The 17341-nt window shown below is 69.8% G+C and carries 17 protein-coding genes and 1 tRNA gene; 5 read left to right on the top strand and 13 right to left on the bottom strand.

Annotated elements, in window-relative coordinates:
* Positions 1-30 precede the first annotated feature (30 nt).
* Together IB242_RS10250 and IB242_RS10245 are read left to right on the top strand one after the other, a co-directional pair.
* Positions 31-107 (top strand) — tRNA-Pro (locus tag IB242_RS10250).
* Positions 108-241: 134 nt separating this feature from the next.
* Entirely contained in the window at positions 242-1480 is a 1239-nt protein-coding gene (locus IB242_RS10245) for an MFS transporter (protein WP_192278791.1), read from the top strand.
* Between the two features lie 194 nt (positions 1481-1674).
* On the opposite strand, the gene IB242_RS10240 is transcribed toward IB242_RS10245, so the two are convergent.
* From IB242_RS10240 to IB242_RS10180, 13 genes are all read right to left on the bottom strand, one after another.
* Positions 1675-2919: a glutamate-5-semialdehyde dehydrogenase gene (locus tag IB242_RS10240; RefSeq protein ID WP_192278789.1), complete on the bottom strand. Its 1245-nt coding sequence runs from the start codon at positions 2917-2919 to the stop codon at positions 1675-1677.
* A gap of 143 nt (positions 2920-3062) precedes the next feature.
* Positions 3063-4217: a glutamate 5-kinase gene (gene proB, locus IB242_RS10235; RefSeq protein ID WP_192278788.1), complete on the bottom strand. Its 1155-nt coding sequence runs from the start codon at positions 4215-4217 to the stop codon at positions 3063-3065.
* 19 nt (positions 4218-4236) lie between these two features.
* Positions 4237-4494 (bottom strand): YciI family protein, encoded by a 258-nt coding sequence (locus IB242_RS10230; RefSeq protein WP_192278786.1) that lies wholly within the window; start codon positions 4492-4494, stop codon positions 4237-4239.
* Positions 4491-5786, bottom strand: a complete 1296-nt coding sequence (argH, locus tag IB242_RS10225) for an argininosuccinate lyase (RefSeq protein WP_192278784.1) — start codon at positions 5784-5786, stop codon at positions 4491-4493. The genes IB242_RS10230 and argH overlap by 4 nt, the downstream gene beginning before the upstream one ends.
* Positions 5783-6754, bottom strand: coding sequence for an N-acetyl-gamma-glutamyl-phosphate reductase (gene argC, locus IB242_RS10220; protein ID WP_192278782.1), 972 nt, complete (start codon positions 6752-6754; stop codon positions 5783-5785). The genes argH and argC overlap by 4 nt, the downstream gene beginning before the upstream one ends.
* A complete protein-coding gene (locus tag IB242_RS10215) occupies positions 6751-7362 on the bottom strand; it encodes a GNAT family protein (RefSeq protein WP_192278780.1) in 612 nt (203 codons plus the stop codon). The genes argC and IB242_RS10215 overlap by 4 nt, the downstream gene beginning before the upstream one ends.
* Before the next feature lie 2 nt (positions 7363-7364).
* Complete coding sequence (locus IB242_RS10210; RefSeq protein WP_255523462.1) at positions 7365-8630, bottom strand: acetylglutamate kinase; 1266 nt, start codon at positions 8628-8630, stop codon at positions 7365-7367.
* Between the two features lie 147 nt (positions 8631-8777).
* Positions 8778-9875 (bottom strand): acetylornithine deacetylase, encoded by a 1098-nt coding sequence (locus IB242_RS10205; protein ID WP_192278776.1) that lies wholly within the window; start codon positions 9873-9875, stop codon positions 8778-8780.
* A gap of 25 nt (positions 9876-9900) precedes the next feature.
* Positions 9901-10338: a GNAT family N-acetyltransferase gene (locus tag IB242_RS10200; RefSeq protein ID WP_343237124.1), complete on the bottom strand. Its 438-nt coding sequence runs from the start codon at positions 10336-10338 to the stop codon at positions 9901-9903.
* Position 10339: 1 nt separating this feature from the next.
* The gene (locus tag IB242_RS10195; RefSeq protein WP_192278772.1) at positions 10340-10687 is read right to left on the bottom strand and encodes a nuclear transport factor 2 family protein; all 348 of its coding nucleotides are present in this window, start codon (positions 10685-10687) and stop codon (positions 10340-10342) included.
* 115 nt (positions 10688-10802) lie between these two features.
* Positions 10803-11996, bottom strand: a complete 1194-nt coding sequence (locus tag IB242_RS10190) for an argininosuccinate synthase (protein WP_192278770.1) — start codon at positions 11994-11996, stop codon at positions 10803-10805.
* Between the two features lie 28 nt (positions 11997-12024).
* On the bottom strand, positions 12025-13035 hold the full coding sequence (locus IB242_RS10185) for an N-acetylornithine carbamoyltransferase (protein ID WP_192278768.1): 1011 nt from the start codon (positions 13033-13035) through the stop codon (positions 12025-12027).
* A 323-nt stretch (positions 13036-13358) separates the two neighbouring features.
* A complete protein-coding gene (locus IB242_RS10180) occupies positions 13359-13877 on the bottom strand; it encodes a hypothetical protein (protein ID WP_192278766.1) in 519 nt (172 codons plus the stop codon).
* Between the two features lie 171 nt (positions 13878-14048).
* Between IB242_RS10180 and cysS the strand changes: the two genes are divergently transcribed.
* From cysS to IB242_RS10165, 3 genes are all read left to right on the top strand, one after another.
* The gene (gene cysS / locus IB242_RS10175) at positions 14049-15416 is read left to right on the top strand and encodes a cysteine--tRNA ligase (protein WP_192278764.1); all 1368 of its coding nucleotides are present in this window, start codon (positions 14049-14051) and stop codon (positions 15414-15416) included.
* A gap of 121 nt (positions 15417-15537) precedes the next feature.
* Positions 15538-15981 carry a SufE family protein gene (locus IB242_RS10170; RefSeq protein ID WP_192278762.1) on the top strand — a complete coding sequence of 148 codons (444 nt, stop codon included), beginning with the start codon at positions 15538-15540 and terminating at the stop codon, positions 15979-15981.
* Between the two features lie 17 nt (positions 15982-15998).
* Positions 15999-17225: an MFS transporter gene (locus IB242_RS10165; protein ID WP_225540494.1), complete on the top strand. Its 1227-nt coding sequence runs from the start codon at positions 15999-16001 to the stop codon at positions 17223-17225.
* Positions 17226-17341: the final 116 nt, after the last annotated feature.

The raw sequence follows: 17341 nt of genomic DNA, 5'->3' as shown, positions 1-17341 counted from the left end.
CGACGATGCCGGTATCATGGGCGGCTCAATCGGGGTGTAGCTCAGGCTGGTAGAGCGCTACGTTCGGGACGTAGAGGTCGCAGGTTCGAATCCTGTCTCCCCGACCAATCAGGTGTGACACGCAGATGCCGGCCTCGCGCCGGTTTTTTGCTTTCTGGCGCCCGCTGGCGCCGACGCGTCCCGCGAGACCGCCGGCCCGGGGCCGGCGCCGCTCGAGGACTCCGCAATGCCGCCATCCGCCATGCCCTCCTCCCCTCCGCAGCGCAGCGGGCAATGGCTGGTGCTGGCCGGCATCCTGCTGGCCGCGTTCAACCTGCGCACCGCGGTGACCTCGCTGACGCCGCTGCTGGACGTGCTCGGTAGCGCGTTCGGTTTCGGCCCGACCATGACCGGCGTGCTCGGCATGGTGCCCACCGCCGCCTTCGCGGTGTTCGGCGTGGCGACGCCGGCGATCGGCCACCGCATCGGGCTGGAGCGCACCGCGCTGCTGGCGATGGTGCTGGCCGCGGCCGGGCTGCTGATGCGCTCGTTCGTCGGCGGTACCGGCGGCCTGCTGGTCTGCTCCGCGGTGGCGCTGGCCGGCATGGGCATCGGCAACGTGGTGCTGCCGCCGCTGGTGAAGCGCTACTTCCCGTCGCGCGTGGGCACCGTCAGCACGGCCTACATCACCATCCTGCAGGTCGGCACGATGCTGCCGGCCCTGCTGGCGGTACCGCTGGCCGATGCGGCCGGCTGGCGGGTCTCGCTCGGCGTGTGGTCGCTGATGGCCGTCGCCGCCGCGCTGTCGTGGATCGGCGTGCTGCGCGCCGGGACGCATGGCAACGCGCTGCTCGCGCGCATCCACGACGCCGCGGTGACGCCGGGCGACGCCGCCCCCGAACTCGGCGCTGCGCGCCCACGCGGCCGGGTGTGGCTCACCTCGCTCGGCTGGGGCATGGCGGTGATGTTCGGCATGACCTCGCTGGTGACCTACTCGATGTTCACCTGGCTGCCGCGGCTGCTGGTGGAGGCCGGCGCCAGCCGCGCCTTCGGCGGCAGCATGGTCGCGCTGTTCTCGGCGCTCGGCCTGGTCGGCGCACTGTCGATGCCGGCGCTGGCCACGCGTCTGCGCAATCCCTATCCGCTGGTGCTGCTGTGCGTGCTGGCCTACCTGGGTGCGTTCGCCGGGCTGCTGTGGGCGCCGATGAGCCTGCCGGTGCTGTGGGTGGTACTGCTCGGCCTGGGTCCCAGCACCTTCCCGTTGACCCTGACCCTGATCAACCTGCGCACGCGCACGCCGGAGGGCTCGGCGGCGCTGTCGGGCTTCATGCAGGGCGTCGGCTACAGCCTGAGCTGCCTGGGTCCGCTGCTGTTCGGCTGGCTGCACGAACGCAGCCACGGCTGGACGCTGCCGTTCGCCTTCCTGCTCGGCTGCGTCAGCCTGACCGCGATCGGCGCCTGGTTCGTCTGCCGGCCGCAGCTGCTCGAGGACCGCTGGTAGTAGGTGCAGCGCGGCCCGGTGACGCAAGGCGCCCCGGACGCCGGAGGATGTACGCGTCCGCACTTCGCGCATACGCACCAGCGGGCCACGCACGGACACGCGGTGGCGCCGTGTCGCAGGTCGGCACGATCCACGCGCCACCGGCGACCACCACACGCGCTGTCCCCGGCGGCGTCATCCAGCCGCCGGCATGCTCAGTGCCGGACCTGGCCCTCGCCGCGCACGACGAAGCGCTCCACGGTCAGCGCTTCCAGGCCCATCGGGCCGTAGGAATGCAGGCGCGTGGTCGAGATGCCGATCTCGGCCCCCAGGCCAAGCTCGCCGCCATCGGAGAAGCGCGAGGAGGCGTTGACCATCACCACCGCCGAACGCAGCGCCTGCACGAAGGCCTCGGCATTGGCCGCGTCGGCGGTGGCGATCACCTCGGTGTGGTCCGATCCGTGCCGGCGGATGTGGGCGATGGCGGTGTCCAGGTCGGGGACGACACGGATCGCCAGGATCAGGTCGAGGAACTCGGCCGCGTAGTCCTCCTCACCGGCGTCGCCCAAGCCAGCGACGAGCGCGCGGCTGGCTGCGTCGCCGCGCAGCTCGACGCCACGCTCGCGCAGCGCCGCAGCGGCGGCAGGCAGGAAGCGCGGCGCGATGTCGGCATGCACCAGCAGCGTTTCCAGTGAATTGCACGCCGACGGCCGCGAGACCTTGCCGTCGACCAGCAGACGCAGCGCCAGATCGATGTCGGCGCTGGCATCGACGAACAGATGGCAGACGCCCTTGTAGTGCTTGATCACCGGCACCCGCGCATGCTCGGCGACGAAGCGGATCAGGCCTTCACCTCCGCGCGGGATCGCCAGGTCGACGATGTCGTTGAGCTGCAGCAGCTCCAGCATCGTCTCGCGACGCAGGTCGGTGACCAGGGTCAGCGCGGCCTCGGGCACGCCGGCGGCGGCCAACGCGCGCTTCAGCGCCGCGGCGATCGCGGTATTGGAATGGATCGCCTCCGAGCCGCCGCGCAGGATCACGCCGTTGCCGGCCTTGATGCACAGCGCCGCGGCATCGGCGGTCACGTTCGGCCGTGCCTCGTAGATCATCGCGATCACGCCCAGCGGCACCCGCACCTTCTGCACGCGGATGCCGTTCGGACGCACGTCCTCACGGGTCACCTGGCCGACCGGATCGGGCAGCGCGGCAACTTCGCGCAGCGCGGCGGCGATACCGGCCAGACGCTTCTGATCGAGCGCCAGCCGATCGAGCATCGCGCTGCCGGTGCCCTTGCCCCTGGCGGCCTCGAGATCGCGCGCGTTCGCTTCCAGGATGAGACCTGCATCGGCTTCCAGCGCGGCGGCCATCGCCTCGAGCAGGTCGCGCTTGGCGGGCGACGACAGCGTGGCCAGCGTCTGCGCCGCATCGCGGCACTGCAGGGCGAGGGTCTTGATCGTCATGGCAGCGGGACCGTTGGGGGTGAAGGGTGAAGGGTGAAGGGTGAAGGGTGAAACGCGATGGTGAAGCCGCAATCGGTGTGCAGTGCATTGGAAAGATCAAAGCGGTTCTGACGCTTCACTCTTTTCCCTTCACCCTTCACCCACTACAGCAGCACCAGATCGTCGCGGTGGATCACGTTGCCACCGTAGTTGTAGCCGAGGATCGCCTCGATGTCGCGCGAGTGCCGGCGTGCGATGCGGCGGATGTCCACCGCCGAGTACTGGCTGACCCCGCGTGCGATCCGCTGCTCGCCGTCGCCATCGCGCAGCAGCACCGCGACCATGTCGCCCCGGCGGAAGTCGCCCTCGGCACCGGTCACGCCGCCGGGCAGCAGCGAGGCACCCTTGTCGGCCAGCGCCGAGGCAGCGCCGGCATCGACCAGGATGCAGCCCGGTTCCAGCGGCGCGTGCCGCAACCAGTACTTGCGCGCTGCGTCGCGGCTCTGGCCGGCGTGGATGCGGGTGCCATGCAGCCGGCCCTGCGCCAGCGCCCGCACCACGTCGCCGTTGCGGCCGTTGAACAGGAAGGTGTCGATGCCCACGCGCCCGGCCTTGGCCGCGGCCTCCAGCTTGGTGCGCATGCCGCCGGTGCCGGCCGCGCTGCCCGAGCCGCCAGCCATCGCCAGCACCTCGGGCGTGAGCTCGGGTACCTCGTGCAGCGGCTGCGCATCGGCGTGTCGGCGCGGATCGGCGGTATACAGACCGTCGATGTCGGTGGCGATGAACAGCGCATCGGCATCGATCAGCGCCGCCACCGTCGCGGCCAGGTTGTCGTTGTCGCCGAGCTTGAGCTCGTCCACCGACACGGTGTCGTTCTCGTTGACCACCGGCAGCGCGCCCAGCTGCAGCAGTTCGCCCAGCGTGGCGCGTGCGTTGAGATAGCGGCGGCGGTTGCGCAGGTCGTCGTGGGTCAACAGCACCTGCGCGACCGGGCGCTCGAAGAAGCGCTGCCACAGTGCGATCAGCTGCGCCTGGCCGAGCGCGGCCAGCGCCTGCCGCGCGGCCATCGCCGCACCGGCCTCGGCCGCCTTCGGCACGATCGCACGCCCGGCCGCGACCGCACCGGACGACACGATCACCAGTTCGCGCCCGGCCAGCAGGTTGGCCGAGACGAACTGCGCCAGACCGAGCGCGAAGCGCGGCGACAGCCCGCCTCCATCGGCGGCCAGCAGGCTGCTGCCGACCTTGAGCACGCCGCGCCGCCACGGCGGCAGCGTCTGTTCGGGAAACGGCGAGACGCTGGCGGCGGTGTCGGTCATGGCTCAGTGCCGGATGCGCTCAGTGCGCGTCCCATGCGTGGATGGTGATGTCGGAGGTCTCGCGCAGCACCAGCGGATCGCGCGCGACCAGCGCCCGCGCCTGCTCCAGGCTGTCGACGTTCTTCAGCAGATACGCGCCGCCGCTGCCGTCGCTGAAGCCACCGGTCAGCTCCAGCTGGCCGGCCGCGCGCAGTTCGGCGAGGAACGCGCGATGCGGCTCGATCACATCGGCCGGAAAGTCGGGCCGGCGCATCGCCAGCACCAGATAGCGCGTCATGCCAGCGCCTCCCAGCGGGCACGCAGCACGTCCAGCTGCAGATCGGCGGCCGCACCAGGCGACACGCGTGCGGCCAGGCTGCCTTCCGGCGTCCGGCCCTGCCCGGCCGTGTCGGCGCTGGCCGCAGCGGCCTTGTAGGCCTCGCGGAACGGCACGCCGGCGACGGCAGCCTCGACCGCGACGTCGGTGGCGTACATGCCCGAATCGATCGCCGCGCGCAGGCGGTCCTCGCGCCATTCCAGGTTGGCCAGCAGCGCCGGCAGCAGCTCCAGCGCGGCCAGACCGTGGGCGAAGCCGTGCACGATCGCGCCCTTGCTGTTCTGCAGATCGCGGTGATAGCCCGAGCTCAGCGACAGCAGCTGCTCGATCTCGGTGCGCGCCGCGGCGACACTGGCGTGGGTCGCACGCATCAGCTCGATCACGTCCGGGTTGCGCTTGTTCGGCATGATCGAGCTGCCGGTGGTGTACTGCGCCGGCAGCGCGACGAAGCCGAACTCGCCGCTGGTGAACAGCGACAGGTCCCAGGCGATCCGGCGCAGGTCCAGCGTGGCGCCGCCCAGCGCTTCCAGCGCGGCCAGCTCGAACTTGCCGCGCGAGAGCTGCGCGTACATCGGCGAGACCTGCATCCGCGCGAAGCCCAGCGCCTGCGTGGTGTGGGCACGGTCCAGCGGCAGGTTGACGCCGTAACCGGCGGCGGTGCCCAGCGGATTGGTGTCGACCAGCTTCAGCGTGTCGGTGGCGCGGATCGCGTTGTCGATGAAGCCTTCGGCCCAGCCCGCCCACCACATGCCGGCCGAGGACACCACGGCGCGCTGGATGTGGGTGTAACCGGGCACCGGCAGGTCCTTCTCGGCCTCGGCACGGTCGAGCGCGACACGCGCGATCTCGCGGCTCAGCTCCGCCACGCGCGCCAGCTTCTCCTTCAGCCACAGGCGCGTTGCGACCAGGATCTGGTCGTTGCGGCTGCGGCCGGTATGGATGCGGCGGCCGGCATCGCCCAGACGCTCGGTCAGGCGCGCCTCGATCGCCGAGTGGCAATCCTCGTACTGCTCGTCCAGCACGAAGGCGCCGCTGCGGAAATCGTCGGCGAGGACCGCCAGCTCGCGCTTCAGACCGGCCAGTTCGTCGGCGCTGAGGATGCCGATGTGCTGCAGGCCCTCGGCATGCGCGGTGCTTGCGACGATGTCGTGCAGGAAGAACTCGCGGTCCAGGATCACGTCGTTGCCGGCGAGGAAGGCCTGGATCTTGGCATCCACGGCCACACCGGGCTTCTGCCACAACAGGTTGGTCATGCCGCGCCCTCCACCTTGAACGCCGGGATCGCGGTCATTTCGTCCAGCCCCAGCGCGATGTTGATGTTCTGCACGGCCTGGGTGGCCGCGCCCTTGAGCAGGTTGTCGATGGTCGCCACCACCACCACGCGCTTGTTGCCCGGCGCGGTGGTGAAGCCGCCGATCTGCACGCCGTGGCGGCCGGCGATGCGGCTGACCCACGGCGCCTCGTCGATCACCTCGACCAGCGGTTCGCCGGCATAGCGCTGCGCGTACAGCGCCTTGATCGCCTCGGGCGCGAGCGGCTGCTGCAGCCACAGGTTGATCGTCATCGTGATGCCGCGGAAATGCGGCGCCACATGCGGCATGAACTCGACCGGCACGCCGAGCTGGGTGGAGACCTCGCGCTCGTGCATGTGCTGGGTCAGCGCATACGGCATCAGGTTGTCGGCCAGCAGCTCGGTGTTGTTCTTGTCCGACGGCGTGGTGCCGGCGCCGGAATAGCCGGACACGCCGAAGCACTGCGGCGGGCCGGCCAGCTGGTCCAGCAGCGGCGCGATCGCCAGCTGCATCGCGGTGGCGTAGCAGCCCGGGTTGCTGATCCGCTTCTGCCCGGCATAGCGGCCGCGGGTCAGTTCCGGCAGGCCGTAGTACCAGCCGCGGTCGAAACGGTAGTCGGCCGACAGGTCGACGACGATGGTGTCCGGCGCGGCCGCGTCCAGCGCCTCCACGAACGGCGCGCCCTTGCCGTTGGGCAGGGCCAGCACCACGACGTCGGCACGCCTGGCCGCCATCGCCTGCGGGTCGAGATTCTCGAAGCGCAGTTCGCCGCTGTAGGCCGCGTTGTGATCGGCCACGCGCTGGCCGTCCAGCTCGCGCGAGGAGACGAAGGCCAGCTGCAGCTGCGGATGCGCGGCGACCAGCTTGATCAGTTCGCTGCCGGTGTGGCCGCGGGCGCCGACGATGCCGACGGTGTAGTGCTTGCTCATGCGTGTGCTTCCAGGCGGTGCTGCAGGTGGCGCTTCACACCCTGCCACTCGCTGTCGATGATGGAGAAGACGACGGTGTCGCGTGGGGTACCGTCGGCGTGGCGTTTGTGGTGGCGCAGGATGCCGTCCTGCTTCGCGCCCAGGCGCGCGATCGCCGCGCGCGAAGTGTGGTTGAAGAAGCTGGTCTCGAAGGCGACGCCCAGGCAGCCCAGCGTGTCGAACGCATGCGTCAGCAGCATCAGCTTGGTCTCGGTGTTGACCCCGCTGCGCTGCACCCGCGGCGCGTACCAGGTGTAGCCGACCAGCAGCCGCGGCACCGTCGCGTCCAGCCCGTACAGGCGGGTGCTGCCGACGATGGCGCCGGCCGCATCACGGACGACGAACGGCAGCGCCTCGCCGTCTTCCTGCGCCTGCAGCGCGGCGGCGATGTACGCATCGACGTGCACCGGCGCCGGCACGTTGGTGTACCACAGCCGCTCCAGCCCGCTGCCGTCCAGCGCCGCGCGCAGGCCATCGGCATGCGCCGCCTGCAGCGGCTCCAGCGTGGCATGCGTGCCGCGCAGCGTCGGCACGGCGCGCCAGGCCTGCGGCAGCGTGGCCGTGGACATGTTCAGCCGACCAGCGTCGGCTGGCGCGTGGCGCAGTGCGCGACGCAGTGCTGGATCTGGGCGAAGTCCTCCAGCCCGTACCAGAACACCTTCCACTTCTCCTGCTTGAAGCAGCCGTCGGACTCGGCGTAGTAGAAGATGTTGACCTGGTTGTTGTGGCGCGAACGCCAGAACAGCTGCGGGGTTTCCTCGCGCATCACGTTCCAGACCGCGCGGCCCAGCCCTTCGCCCTGCGCGTCGTCGAGCACCGCGAACTTGTCCAGGTAGGTGTAGCCGGCGGCCTCGGTCAGGATCACCGCGGCGCGGTAGTTCTCGCTGACGTAGGCGCGCAGCAGCGTGGTGGTCTCGAAGTAGTCCGGCACCAGTGCGCGGCCGAAGCTGGATTCGATCAGCGACTTCATCCGGTCCAGGTCGAGCTCGGCCCAGGAGGTCGCGCGCAGCACGCGCTCGCCACGACGCACCAGGGTGCCCGAGCCCTTGTGGGTGAACAGTTCCTTGGCCAGGTCCGCCGGCCGGGTGATCGACACCGACGACTCCAGCGGCAGCTTGTCCAGCAGGTCCTTGATCTGTTCGATCTTGACCTTCATGCCGCCGTGGATCCACGGCTGCTCGATCAGGTGGTCGTACTCGGTGGACAGGTTGATCGAGTCGATCACCTTGCCCTCCTCGTCGAGCAGTCCGCCGGTGCCGGTCAGGAAGATGATCTTGTACGGCTGCAGTTCGCGGACCAGTTCGTTGGCGGCGAAGTCGGCATTGATGTTGAGGATCTGGCCGCTGACGGTCTCGCCCAGGCTGGTGATCACCGGGATCGAGCCGGCCTTCAGGCTGGCCTCGATCGGCGCTAGGTTGACCTTGCGCACCTCGCCGACCAGGCCATAGGTCGCCTGGTCCAGGTACTCGGCCTCGAACACGCCGCCGGTGATCGAGGTCGCACGCGCGCCGTTCTGCTGCAGCGCCTCGACCAGCTTCAGGTTCGAGGCCTGGAACACCTTGCGCACGATCGCCAGGCCTTCCGGCGAGGTCACGCGCAGGCCGCCGATGGTCTGCTTGACGATGCCGGCCGCCGACAATTCCGCATCCAGCTGCGGACCGGCACCGTGCAGCACGATCGGGGTCAGGCCGACTTCCTGCAGGAAGGTCAGCGACGAGGTCAGGTCGTCCAGTTCATCGCGCAGCACCGCGCCCCCCACCTTGACCACGGCGAAGCGCTTGGCGTCCAGCTGCGAGAAGCGCTTGAGGTACTGGCTGATCTCCTTCGCACTGGCCATGCTCGAGAGCAGGCGCACGATGGTCTGGCGGGTCTGGGCGTTGGTGACGGGGATGTTCACTGGGACGATGTCTGCGGAAGGTGGGAAACAACCGGCAACGACGCCGGAAGAACGCGGCTCAGCCGCGCAGGAGGAAGCGGCCGGCGCTCATCGCGGGCCGTTGATGATCCGGTCGACCGAGGTCGCGTAACCCTGCAGCTGCTCCAGCGTCACGAACTCGTCGGCGGTATGCGCCTGGGCGATGTCGCCCGGGCCGTAGACCAGCGCGGTGTAACCGCCGGCGGAGAACAGCGAGGCCTCGGTCCAGAAATCGACCGCGTTGCCGATCGGCAGGTCCAGCGCGTCGGCGACGTCGCGCGCGGCCAGGCGCCGTTCTTCCGCACGGGCGATGTCACCGGAGGGCAGACTCGGTCCGCGGAAGGTTTCCTCGAAGTGCGCGGCGGCCGGCTCGGCGAAGCCGGCGAAGGTCGCCAGCAGATCGTCGATGTCCATCGACGGCAGCGGACGGAAGCCGAAGCGCAGCTCGGCCGCAGGCGCGATCATGTTGGCCTTGATCCCGCCATCGACCCGGCCGATGTTGAAGCGCAGCCCGGTCAGGCCGCCGAAGCGCGCATGCGCCAGCGACTCGACATGGTCCAGCGCCCGGCCGCCCCAGCGCATCGCCTGGTGCAGCGCGCTGGCCGACGGATCCTGCCTGCCGGACGCATGACCGGCGCGGCCGGCGAACTTCATCAGTACCGAACTGATGCCGCGATGGGCCAGCACCGCCTCGCCCATCGTCGGCTCGGCGACCAGGATCGCCTCGTAGGGCAGGCCGCGCGCCAGGAAGGCGGCGATGCAGCGCGGGTCGTTGGCTTCCTCGTCGGAGGAGAACAGGAACGCCGCATCGCCGTCGCCGGCGTTGGCCGCAGCGATCAGCGCAGCGGCCGCGCCCTTGATGTCGCAGACGCCCAGGCCGACCACGCGGTCGTCCAGCCGCCGCATCGTGTGCGGATCGGCGCTCCACGCCGGCGAATCGGGCACGGTGTCCAGATGCACGTTGAACAGGTACTTCGGCGTGCCGCGCACCGCGTACAGGCTGACCGCACCGGCGCCGTGGTCGATCACCTCGACGGCGAAGCCGGGCAGCTGCGCGCGGATGTAGTCGAAGATGCCACCGGTGGTGATCGCACGCGGCGGGTTGCGGGTGTCGAAGGACACCAGCGTCTCCAGATGCGTGAGCGTGGTTGCGAGCAGGTCGGTCATGGTCGGTCTTGGTTGCGGTGGAGGCTCAGGCGATCGCCCGGGTGTAGATGTCGCTGTCGAGCCGCTCCATCAGCCGGTCGGGCCGGGCCGGCGGGGTGAATCCGAACTGCGTGTAAAGCCCATGCGCATCGAAGGTGGCCAGCATGAAGCGGCGCAGGCCCTGCAGCTGCGGATGCTCCATGATCGTCGCGACCAACTGCTTGCTGTAGCCGCGCCCACGATGCTCCGGCAGCACGAACACGTCGGCCAGGTACGCGAAGGTGGCGCCATCGGTGATCACCCGCGCGAACGCCACCTGCCCGACGCCATCGAGATAGCCGCCGAAGCACAGCGAGCCGGCGATCGCACGCTCGACCACCGCACGGGGAATGCCGCGGCACCAGTAGGCCTCGGTCGCGAGGAAGGCATGGATCAGATCCACGTCCAGTTCATGCCGGTCGGTGCCGATGCGCAGCGTGCCCACGTCAGCCTGCATCCGCCACGAAGAACCAGGCCACGGCGATCAGTCCGTCGCGGATCTCGAACACCGCCATGTTCTCCACCGCCCGGTCGCCCAGCCCATGGATGCGCTCATGGTCGAACACCGTATTGCCCACCACCGTGCGCGAGATCAGTTCGGCGCGCAGTGCCGGGTTGTTGAACCGGTGTTCGGCGTAGAACGCGGCCAGCGCAGTCCTGCCCTGCAGGGACGGCGTCTCGGCCGGCATCCGGTACGACCGGAAGTCCTCGGCGAAACAGGCGACGAAGCCATCCAGGTCGCGGCGGTTGTACGCCTCGAACTGACGGGCCACGGGAGCGGTGACGTCGGACATCGCGGGTCGGTGATCCTTGTGCATGACGGACGCCGGCGCCCGCGGAAACCGCGGACGCGGGACGACGACCTGGCGTGGCCCGGCGCCCCGCCTCCGCGGAGCGCCGGAACCGCCTTCAGCGGTTGATCTGCGCGTACAGCGTCGAGCTCATGCCGAACAGCTTGATGAAGCCCTCGGCCTCCTCCACGCCCCAGTCGGCCGACTGCGCGTAGGTCGCGCCCTTGGCGTTGAGCAGGTGCGGCGATCGCACGGCCACCGCATCGACGCGGCCGCCACGGGTTTCCAGCACCACTTCGCCGTTGACCTTGGCCTGCGAGGACTTCAGGAACGCCTCGATGTCGGTCTTCAGCGGGTCGTGGTAGAAGCCTTCGTAGACCAGCTCGACCCACTTGCGCGCCACTTCCGGCTTGAAGCGGTTCTGCTGCTTGGTCAGCACCGCGTCTTCCAGCGCGCGGTGCGCGGCCAGCAGCGAGACCAGGCCCGGTGCTTCGTACACGATGCGGCCCTTCAGACCGATCACGGTGTCGCCGGTGTAGACGCCGCGGCCGACGCCGTACTGCGCGAACAGCTTGTTGAGCTTGGCCAGGATCTGCGCGCCCGGCAGCGGCTTGCCGTCCAGCTCCACCGCCTCGCCCTCGACGAACTTCAGGGTCACGGTCAGCGGCTCGATCGGCCACGCGCTGCGCGGTGCGCACCAGCCGCGCGCGCCTTCGCCCGGCGCTTCCCACCTGTCGATCTCGCCACCGGACATGGTCAGGCCCAGCAGGTTCTCGTTGATGGTGTAGGCCTTCTGCTTGGCGCGCACGCCGAAGCCGCGCTCCTCGAGGTACTTCTGCTCGTAGGCGCGGGTCTGGGTGTGCTCCTTCTGGATCTCGCGGATCGGGGCGACGATCTCGTAGTCGCCCAGCGCCTTGACCGCCAGGTCGAAGCGGACCTGGTCGTTGCCCATCCCGGTGCAGCCGTGCGCGATGATGTTGGTGCCCAGCTCGGCGGCGCGCTTGAGCGCGGCGTCGACGATCAGGTAGCGGTCGGAGACCAGCAGCGGATACTGGCCCTGGTAACCCTCGCCGGCCCAGACGAACGGCTTGACGAAGCCTTCCCAGATCGACGGGCCGCCATCGACGGTGACGTGGCTGGCCGCGCCCAGTTCGGCGGCGCGCTTCTCGATGAAGTCGCGTTCCTCGTCGTCCACGCCGCCGGTATCGGCGAACACGGTGTGCACGGCGTAGCCGCGCTCCTGCAGGTACGGAATGCAGAAGCTGGTATCGAGGCCGCCGGAGAAGGCCAGGACGATGTCTTTCTTGCTCATGGGGGAGTTCCGCGTTGCGTGGGTTGGGTTACTGGGAGGCCAGCGCGGCCATGATCGCCTTCTGCACGTGCAGACGGTTCTCGGCCTCGTTGATCGCGATGCAGTTGGGCGAGTCCATCACCCCGTCGGTCGCCTTCACGTTCCGGCGCAGCGGCAGGCAGTGCGAGAACACGCCGTTGTTGGTCAGGGCCATCTTGGCTTCGTCGACGATGAAGTGCTGGTGCTGGTCGCGGATCGGCTTTTCCGGCGCCCAGTTGCCGAAGAACGGCAGCGCGCCCCAGCTCTTGGCGTAGACCACGTCGGCGCCGCTGTAGGCGCTTTCGATGTCGTGGCTGACCCGCAGCGAGCCGCCGCTCTCGGCGACGTTCTGCTCGGCCCAGCCCATGTAGCGCTCGTCCAGGATGTAGTCCGGGGTCGGGCACAGCAGGGTCACGTCCATGCCCATGCGGGTGGCGATGGTCAGCGCCGAGTTGGCCACCGCGGTGTTCAGCGGCTTGGGGTGGTAGGTCCAGGTCAGCACGTACTTCTTGCCGCGCAGGTCGGAGGTGCCGAAGTGCTCCTGCAGGGCCAGCGCATGCGCCAGCTCCTGGCAGGGATGGGTGATGGTCTCCATGTTGATGACCGGCACCGGCGAATACTTCGCGAACGACTTCAGCACGATGTCCTGGCGGTCGTACTGCCAGTCGACGAACTTCGGGAACGCGCGCACGCCGATCAGGTCGACGTAGCGGCCCAGCACCTGGGCCACCTCGGCGATGTGCTCCTCGGTGTCGCCATCCATCACGGTGCCGAAATCGAACTCGATCGGCCACGCGTCCTTGCCCGGCTGCAGCACGATGGCGTGCCCGCCCAGCTGGAAGGCGCCCAGCTCGAAACTGGTCCGGGTCCGCATCGAGGGATTGAAGAACACCAGCGCGATCGACTTGCCCTTCAGTTCGCTGCCCAGCCGGTTGCGCTTGAACAGGGCCGCCTGGGTCAGCAGCGCGTCCAGTTCGGGGCGGGTCCAGTCCTGGGTGTTGAGGAAATGCTTCAGTGACATCGATCGATCCCTTGCTGCGTGGAGGCCCCGTTGCCGGCATGCCTGTGCGCGGGTGCGCTGTGCGGAGTTAGACGGTCGAACCTATTTCAGTTGAAACTTCTGCCGGGCCGAAAACGAAAAAACCCAGCCTCAGGCTGGGTTTTCGGAATTGCAGCGCGACACGCTCCGGTTACCCAGCGAAGATGTGGGGTTCCGGTCGACGCGCACGCGAGGTCATCCCGGAGGCCATCCGGGCGGCGCTTGCGGCGTGCGTGTGCGGGTGATTCTTCATAGGGGCGGCATCCTCGCACGCGCGGCGCGGGCACGCAAGCATGCCCCGCGGCTCAGGGACCGGAGGCTGGGCGCGCCGGCGCCTCGGCCGCGTACGGCGTGACCGAGACACGGACGCGCAGGCGGTTGCCCGGATCCTCGGCCAGGCGCGAACGGAACTTGGTGCCCTTGTAGACGTAGTCGACGTCGTAGGCGATGGGCCGCTGGAACTCGCGGTCCACTTGCACCATCCGGCAGTTGCGCTGGGCCGGCGCCCTGGGCTGTTCGGCCGGCGGCGGCGGCGCGTCGTCGCGCGAGAACACGCCCTTGACCGAATCGAGCATGCGCGAGAACGCCCCCTGCTCCCTGGCCTCGGGCTCCGGCTGCGGGGATTGCGGCGGCGGGTCGCAGCGCTCCTCCATGCGGCTGGCGCGCAGCGTCTGGTAGACCGGCTCCACGCGCAGGACCTGTGCGTAATCGAGCTTGACGTTCTCCGCAGGGACCACTCTGACCGCCGCCGGATCCTGGGCTGCCGCCGGCAGCGCCGGGAGCACGAGCAGGCAGAGGAACAGCGGTATCGGGGAAGGTCGCATCGGTCCCGGAAGTCGGCGCACTGGAACCGACAGTGTAGGCATCGCGCCTTGCACCGCGCTGAACCGGCAGTGAGGCCAGGTGTTGCCACGGCGCTCCGGTGCCCCGCGGCGGTGCCGGATGGCTGCTGGGAGTAGAATCGCCGACCACCCACGTCCTTGCGTCCGCCACCGATGCCCCTGCGCCTCTACAACAGCCTGACCCGCCAGTCCGAGGATTTCGCACCGCAGGATCCGGCCTGCCCGACCATGTACCTGTGCGGGCCGACCGTCTACAACTACGTGCACATCGGCAATGCGCGCGGCCCGGTGGTCTTCGGCGTGCTGGCCGACCTGCTGCAGCGCCGCCATGGCGCGCTGCGCTACGCGCGCAACATCACCGACGTCGACGACAAGATCAACGCCGCGGCGAAGGACCAGGGCGTGCCGATCTCGGCCATCACCGAGCGCTTCGCCGCCGCCTACCGCGAGGACATGGCCGCGCTGGGCGTCACGCCCCAGAACATCCAGCCCGATGCCACCGCGCACGTCCCGCAGATGATCGCGATGATCGAGCGCCTGATCGAGAGCGGCCATGCCTATGCCGCCGAAGGCCACGTACTGTTCGCGGTCGCCAGCTTCGACGGCTACGGCAAGCTTTCGCGCCGCGATCCGGACGAGATGCTGGCCGGCGCCAGGGTCGAGGTGGCGCCCTACAAGCGGGACGCCGGCGACTTCGTGCTGTGGAAGCCGTCCAGCGACGACCTGCCCGGCTGGGAGTCGCCCTGGGGCCGCGGCCGTCCGGGCTGGCACATCGAATGCTCGGCGATGGCCGCCGCCCACCTGGGCCCGACCATCGACATCCACGCCGGCGGCGTCGACCTGCAGTTCCCGCACCACGAGAACGAGATCGCGCAGAGCGAATGCGCCCACGGCGGCCAGACCTTCGCCCGGTTCTGGCTGCACAACGGCATGCTCAACTTCGGCGGCGCCAAGATGAGCAAGTCGGTCGGCAACATCGAACGCGTCCACGACCTGGTCCGCCGGCATCCGCCCGAGGCGCTGCGCTACGCGCTGCTGTCGGCGCATTACCGGCAGCCGCTGGACTGGTCGGATGCGCTGATCGAGCAGTCGGTGCGCACGCTGGACCGGTTGTACGGCACGCTGCGCGACCTGGCCGACGTCGAAGCGAGCGCCTCGATTCCCGCCGGTATCGAGAATGCGCTGGACGATGACCTCAACACGCCGTTGGCGCTGGCCGAAGTCGCCCGTCTCGCCGGCGAAGCGCGCAGGGCCGTCGACGCCGACGCCAAGGCGCGCCTGAAGGCCGACCTGCTCGGCGCCGGCCTGGCCCTGGGCCTGCTGCAGCAGGCGCCGGCCGACTGGTTCAACCGCGGCGCCGGCGATGGCGACGACGCCCGCATCCAGGCTCTGATCGACGAGCGCGGCGCGGCCAAGCAGGCCCGCGACTTTGCCCGCTCCGACGCCATCCGCGACCAGCTGGCCGCCGAGGGCATCCTGCTCGAGGACACGCCGCAGGGCGTGCGCTGGAAGCGCGCCTGACGGATGCATCCGCGCCCGCTGCGTGTCGGTAGCGCCCTGCCACGCGCTGGCCGGGCCTGACGAGACCGGGCCGGCAGCGCCGCGCCAGGGATGGCAGCCACCACAGACCGACGAGAACACCGTGACCGACTCCCCCTTCCCGCTCGAGCCCACCGCCGCAGACGCCCAGGCCGCGATCAAGGACGAGTTCGCCTTCTTCGGCGACTGGTCCGAGCGCTACCAGTACCTGATCGACCTCGGCCGCAAGCTGCCGCCCTTTCCGGACGAATGGAAGACCGAGGAGCACCGCCTGCATGGCTGCCAGTCCATGGTCTGGATCGTGCCGCAGGGCAACGGCGGGCGCCTGGATTTCCATGCCGTGAGCGACTCGGCCATCGTCTCCGGCCTGATCTTCCTGGCGCTGCGCGTCTACTCCGGGCGCCCGGCGGAAGAAATCCTGGCCACCGATCCGAACTACATCGCCGACATCGGCCTGGCCAAACACCTCTCGCCCACCCGCAGCAATGGCCTGGCCTCGCTGCTGGCCTTCATCCGCGACACCGCCGCCAGCCAGCAACGCCAGTGAACACGGCCGAGGCCGCGCTGCCAGGCCCGGCCTCGCCGCTGGGCAGCGTGCCGTTCCGGATCCTGCTGTGTTACCGGGTCTGCGCGATCCTGTCCTATCAGATCGTCGCGGTCACCGTCGGCTGGCACGTCTACGAACTGACCCGCAACCCCTTCTCGCTCGGCCTGATCGGCCTGGCCGAAGTCGTGCCCTTCATCGGCATGGCGCTGTTCGCCGGTTATCTGGTCGACCACCTGCCCAAGCGCATGCTCGGCGCGGCGGCCTGCGCAGGGCTGTGCGGCACCGCGCTGCTGCTGACCTTCATCGCCGCGGGCCGGCTCGGTGCGGCCGCCACCTGGCCGATCTACGCGGCGATCGTCCTCACCGGCCTGGTCCGCGCGTTTCTGACCCCGGTCTACACCGCGCTGTTCGCACGGGTGCTGCGCCGCGAGCAGTTCGCCCGCGGCGCCAGCCTGGGCAGCATCTTCTTCCAGAGCGCGATGGTCTGCGGGCCGGCGCTTGGCGGTGTGCTGGTCGGCGTGGCCGGCAAGACCGCCGCCTACGGCCTGGCCGCCGCACTGGCCCTGGTCGCCGGCGTGGTGCTGCTGTCGCTGCGGATCGTCGAGCCACGCGTGGACGGGCCACGCCCACCGGTGTTCGCCAGCATCGGCCAGGGCCTGCGCTTCGTGTTCGGCAACCAGATCATGCTGGGCGCGCAGGCGCTGGACCTGTTCGCGGTGCTGTTCGGCGGCGCGATCTCGCTGGCGCCGGCCTTCATCCACGACATCCTGCATTACGGCCCGGAAGGCCTGGGCATCCTGCGCGGGGCGCCGGCACTGGGCGCGGTGGCCGCGGGCATCGTCCTGGCGCGGCGCCCACCCGGGCGCCACGCCGGCCGTCTGCTGCTGTACGCGGTCGCCGGGTTCGGCCTGTGCATCATCGGCTTCGGCCTGTCGCGCGCGTTCTGGCTGTCGGCGTTCTTCCTGCTGCTGTCGGGCGTCTGCGACGGCGTGTCGGTGGTGCTGCGCTCGACCATCATGCAGCTGGTCACCCCGGACCAGATGCGCGGGCGTGTGGCCTCGATCAACGGCATCTTCATCGGCTCGTCCAACGAGCTGGGTGCGTTCTACGCCGGCTCGATGGCGCGCCTGCTCGGACTGGTGCCGGCCGTGGTGTTGGGCGGCTGCGTGACCCTGGGCGTGGTCGCCACCACGGCGGCGAAGGCACCACGCTTACGCCGGCTGGACCTGAAGGACCTGCAGTAACGCGTGCATGCAGCCGCCACCGTTGTGGCGACATCGGCCACCGGATGGCGTGCCGCGGGCGGGAATGCACCGTTCGCCACCCTGCCCTTGAGGCCGGAGCAGGCCCGCGCGGACCC

Source organism: Xanthomonas sp. XNM01 (assembly GCF_014851915.1).
In the GTDB taxonomy this organism is placed as follows: domain Bacteria; phylum Pseudomonadota; class Gammaproteobacteria; order Xanthomonadales; family Xanthomonadaceae; genus Pseudoxanthomonas.
Note: the sequence above shows the minus strand (reverse complement) of the source record. Positions and strands in the feature narration are given on the sequence as shown.

What these genes read in the sequence shown, in the direction of transcription:
- cysS (WP_192278764.1), top strand. Translation starts at nt 14,049, where the DNA reads ATGCCCCTGCGCCTCTACAACAGCCTGACCCGCCAGTCCGAGGATTTC.
- IB242_RS10245 (WP_192278791.1), top strand. Translation starts at nt 242, where the DNA reads ATGCCCTCCTCCCCTCCGCAGCGCAGCGGGCAATGGCTGGTGCTGGCC.
- IB242_RS10210 (WP_255523462.1), bottom strand. Translation starts at nt 8,630, where the DNA reads ATGGCCAGTGCGAAGGAGATCAGCCAGTACCTCAAGCGCTTCTCGCAG.
- IB242_RS10240 (WP_192278789.1), bottom strand. Translation starts at nt 2,919, where the DNA reads ATGACGATCAAGACCCTCGCCCTGCAGTGCCGCGATGCGGCGCAGACG.
- IB242_RS10185 (WP_192278768.1), bottom strand. Translation starts at nt 13,035, where the DNA reads ATGTCACTGAAGCATTTCCTCAACACCCAGGACTGGACCCGCCCCGAA.
- argC (WP_192278782.1), bottom strand. Translation starts at nt 6,754, where the DNA reads ATGAGCAAGCACTACACCGTCGGCATCGTCGGCGCCCGCGGCCACACC.
- IB242_RS10180 (WP_192278766.1), bottom strand. Translation starts at nt 13,877, where the DNA reads ATGCGACCTTCCCCGATACCGCTGTTCCTCTGCCTGCTCGTGCTCCCG.
- argH (WP_192278784.1), bottom strand. Translation starts at nt 5,786, where the DNA reads ATGACCAACCTGTTGTGGCAGAAGCCCGGTGTGGCCGTGGATGCCAAG.
- IB242_RS10195 (WP_192278772.1), bottom strand. Translation starts at nt 10,687, where the DNA reads ATGTCCGACGTCACCGCTCCCGTGGCCCGTCAGTTCGAGGCGTACAAC.
- IB242_RS10230 (WP_192278786.1), bottom strand. Translation starts at nt 4,494, where the DNA reads ATGACGCGCTATCTGGTGCTGGCGATGCGCCGGCCCGACTTTCCGGCC.
- proB (WP_192278788.1), bottom strand. Translation starts at nt 4,217, where the DNA reads ATGACCGACACCGCCGCCAGCGTCTCGCCGTTTCCCGAACAGACGCTG.
- IB242_RS10190 (WP_192278770.1), bottom strand. Translation starts at nt 11,996, where the DNA reads ATGAGCAAGAAAGACATCGTCCTGGCCTTCTCCGGCGGCCTCGATACC.
- IB242_RS10215 (WP_192278780.1), bottom strand. Translation starts at nt 7,362, where the DNA reads ATGTCCACGGCCACGCTGCCGCAGGCCTGGCGCGCCGTGCCGACGCTG.
- IB242_RS10205 (WP_192278776.1), bottom strand. Translation starts at nt 9,875, where the DNA reads ATGACCGACCTGCTCGCAACCACGCTCACGCATCTGGAGACGCTGGTG.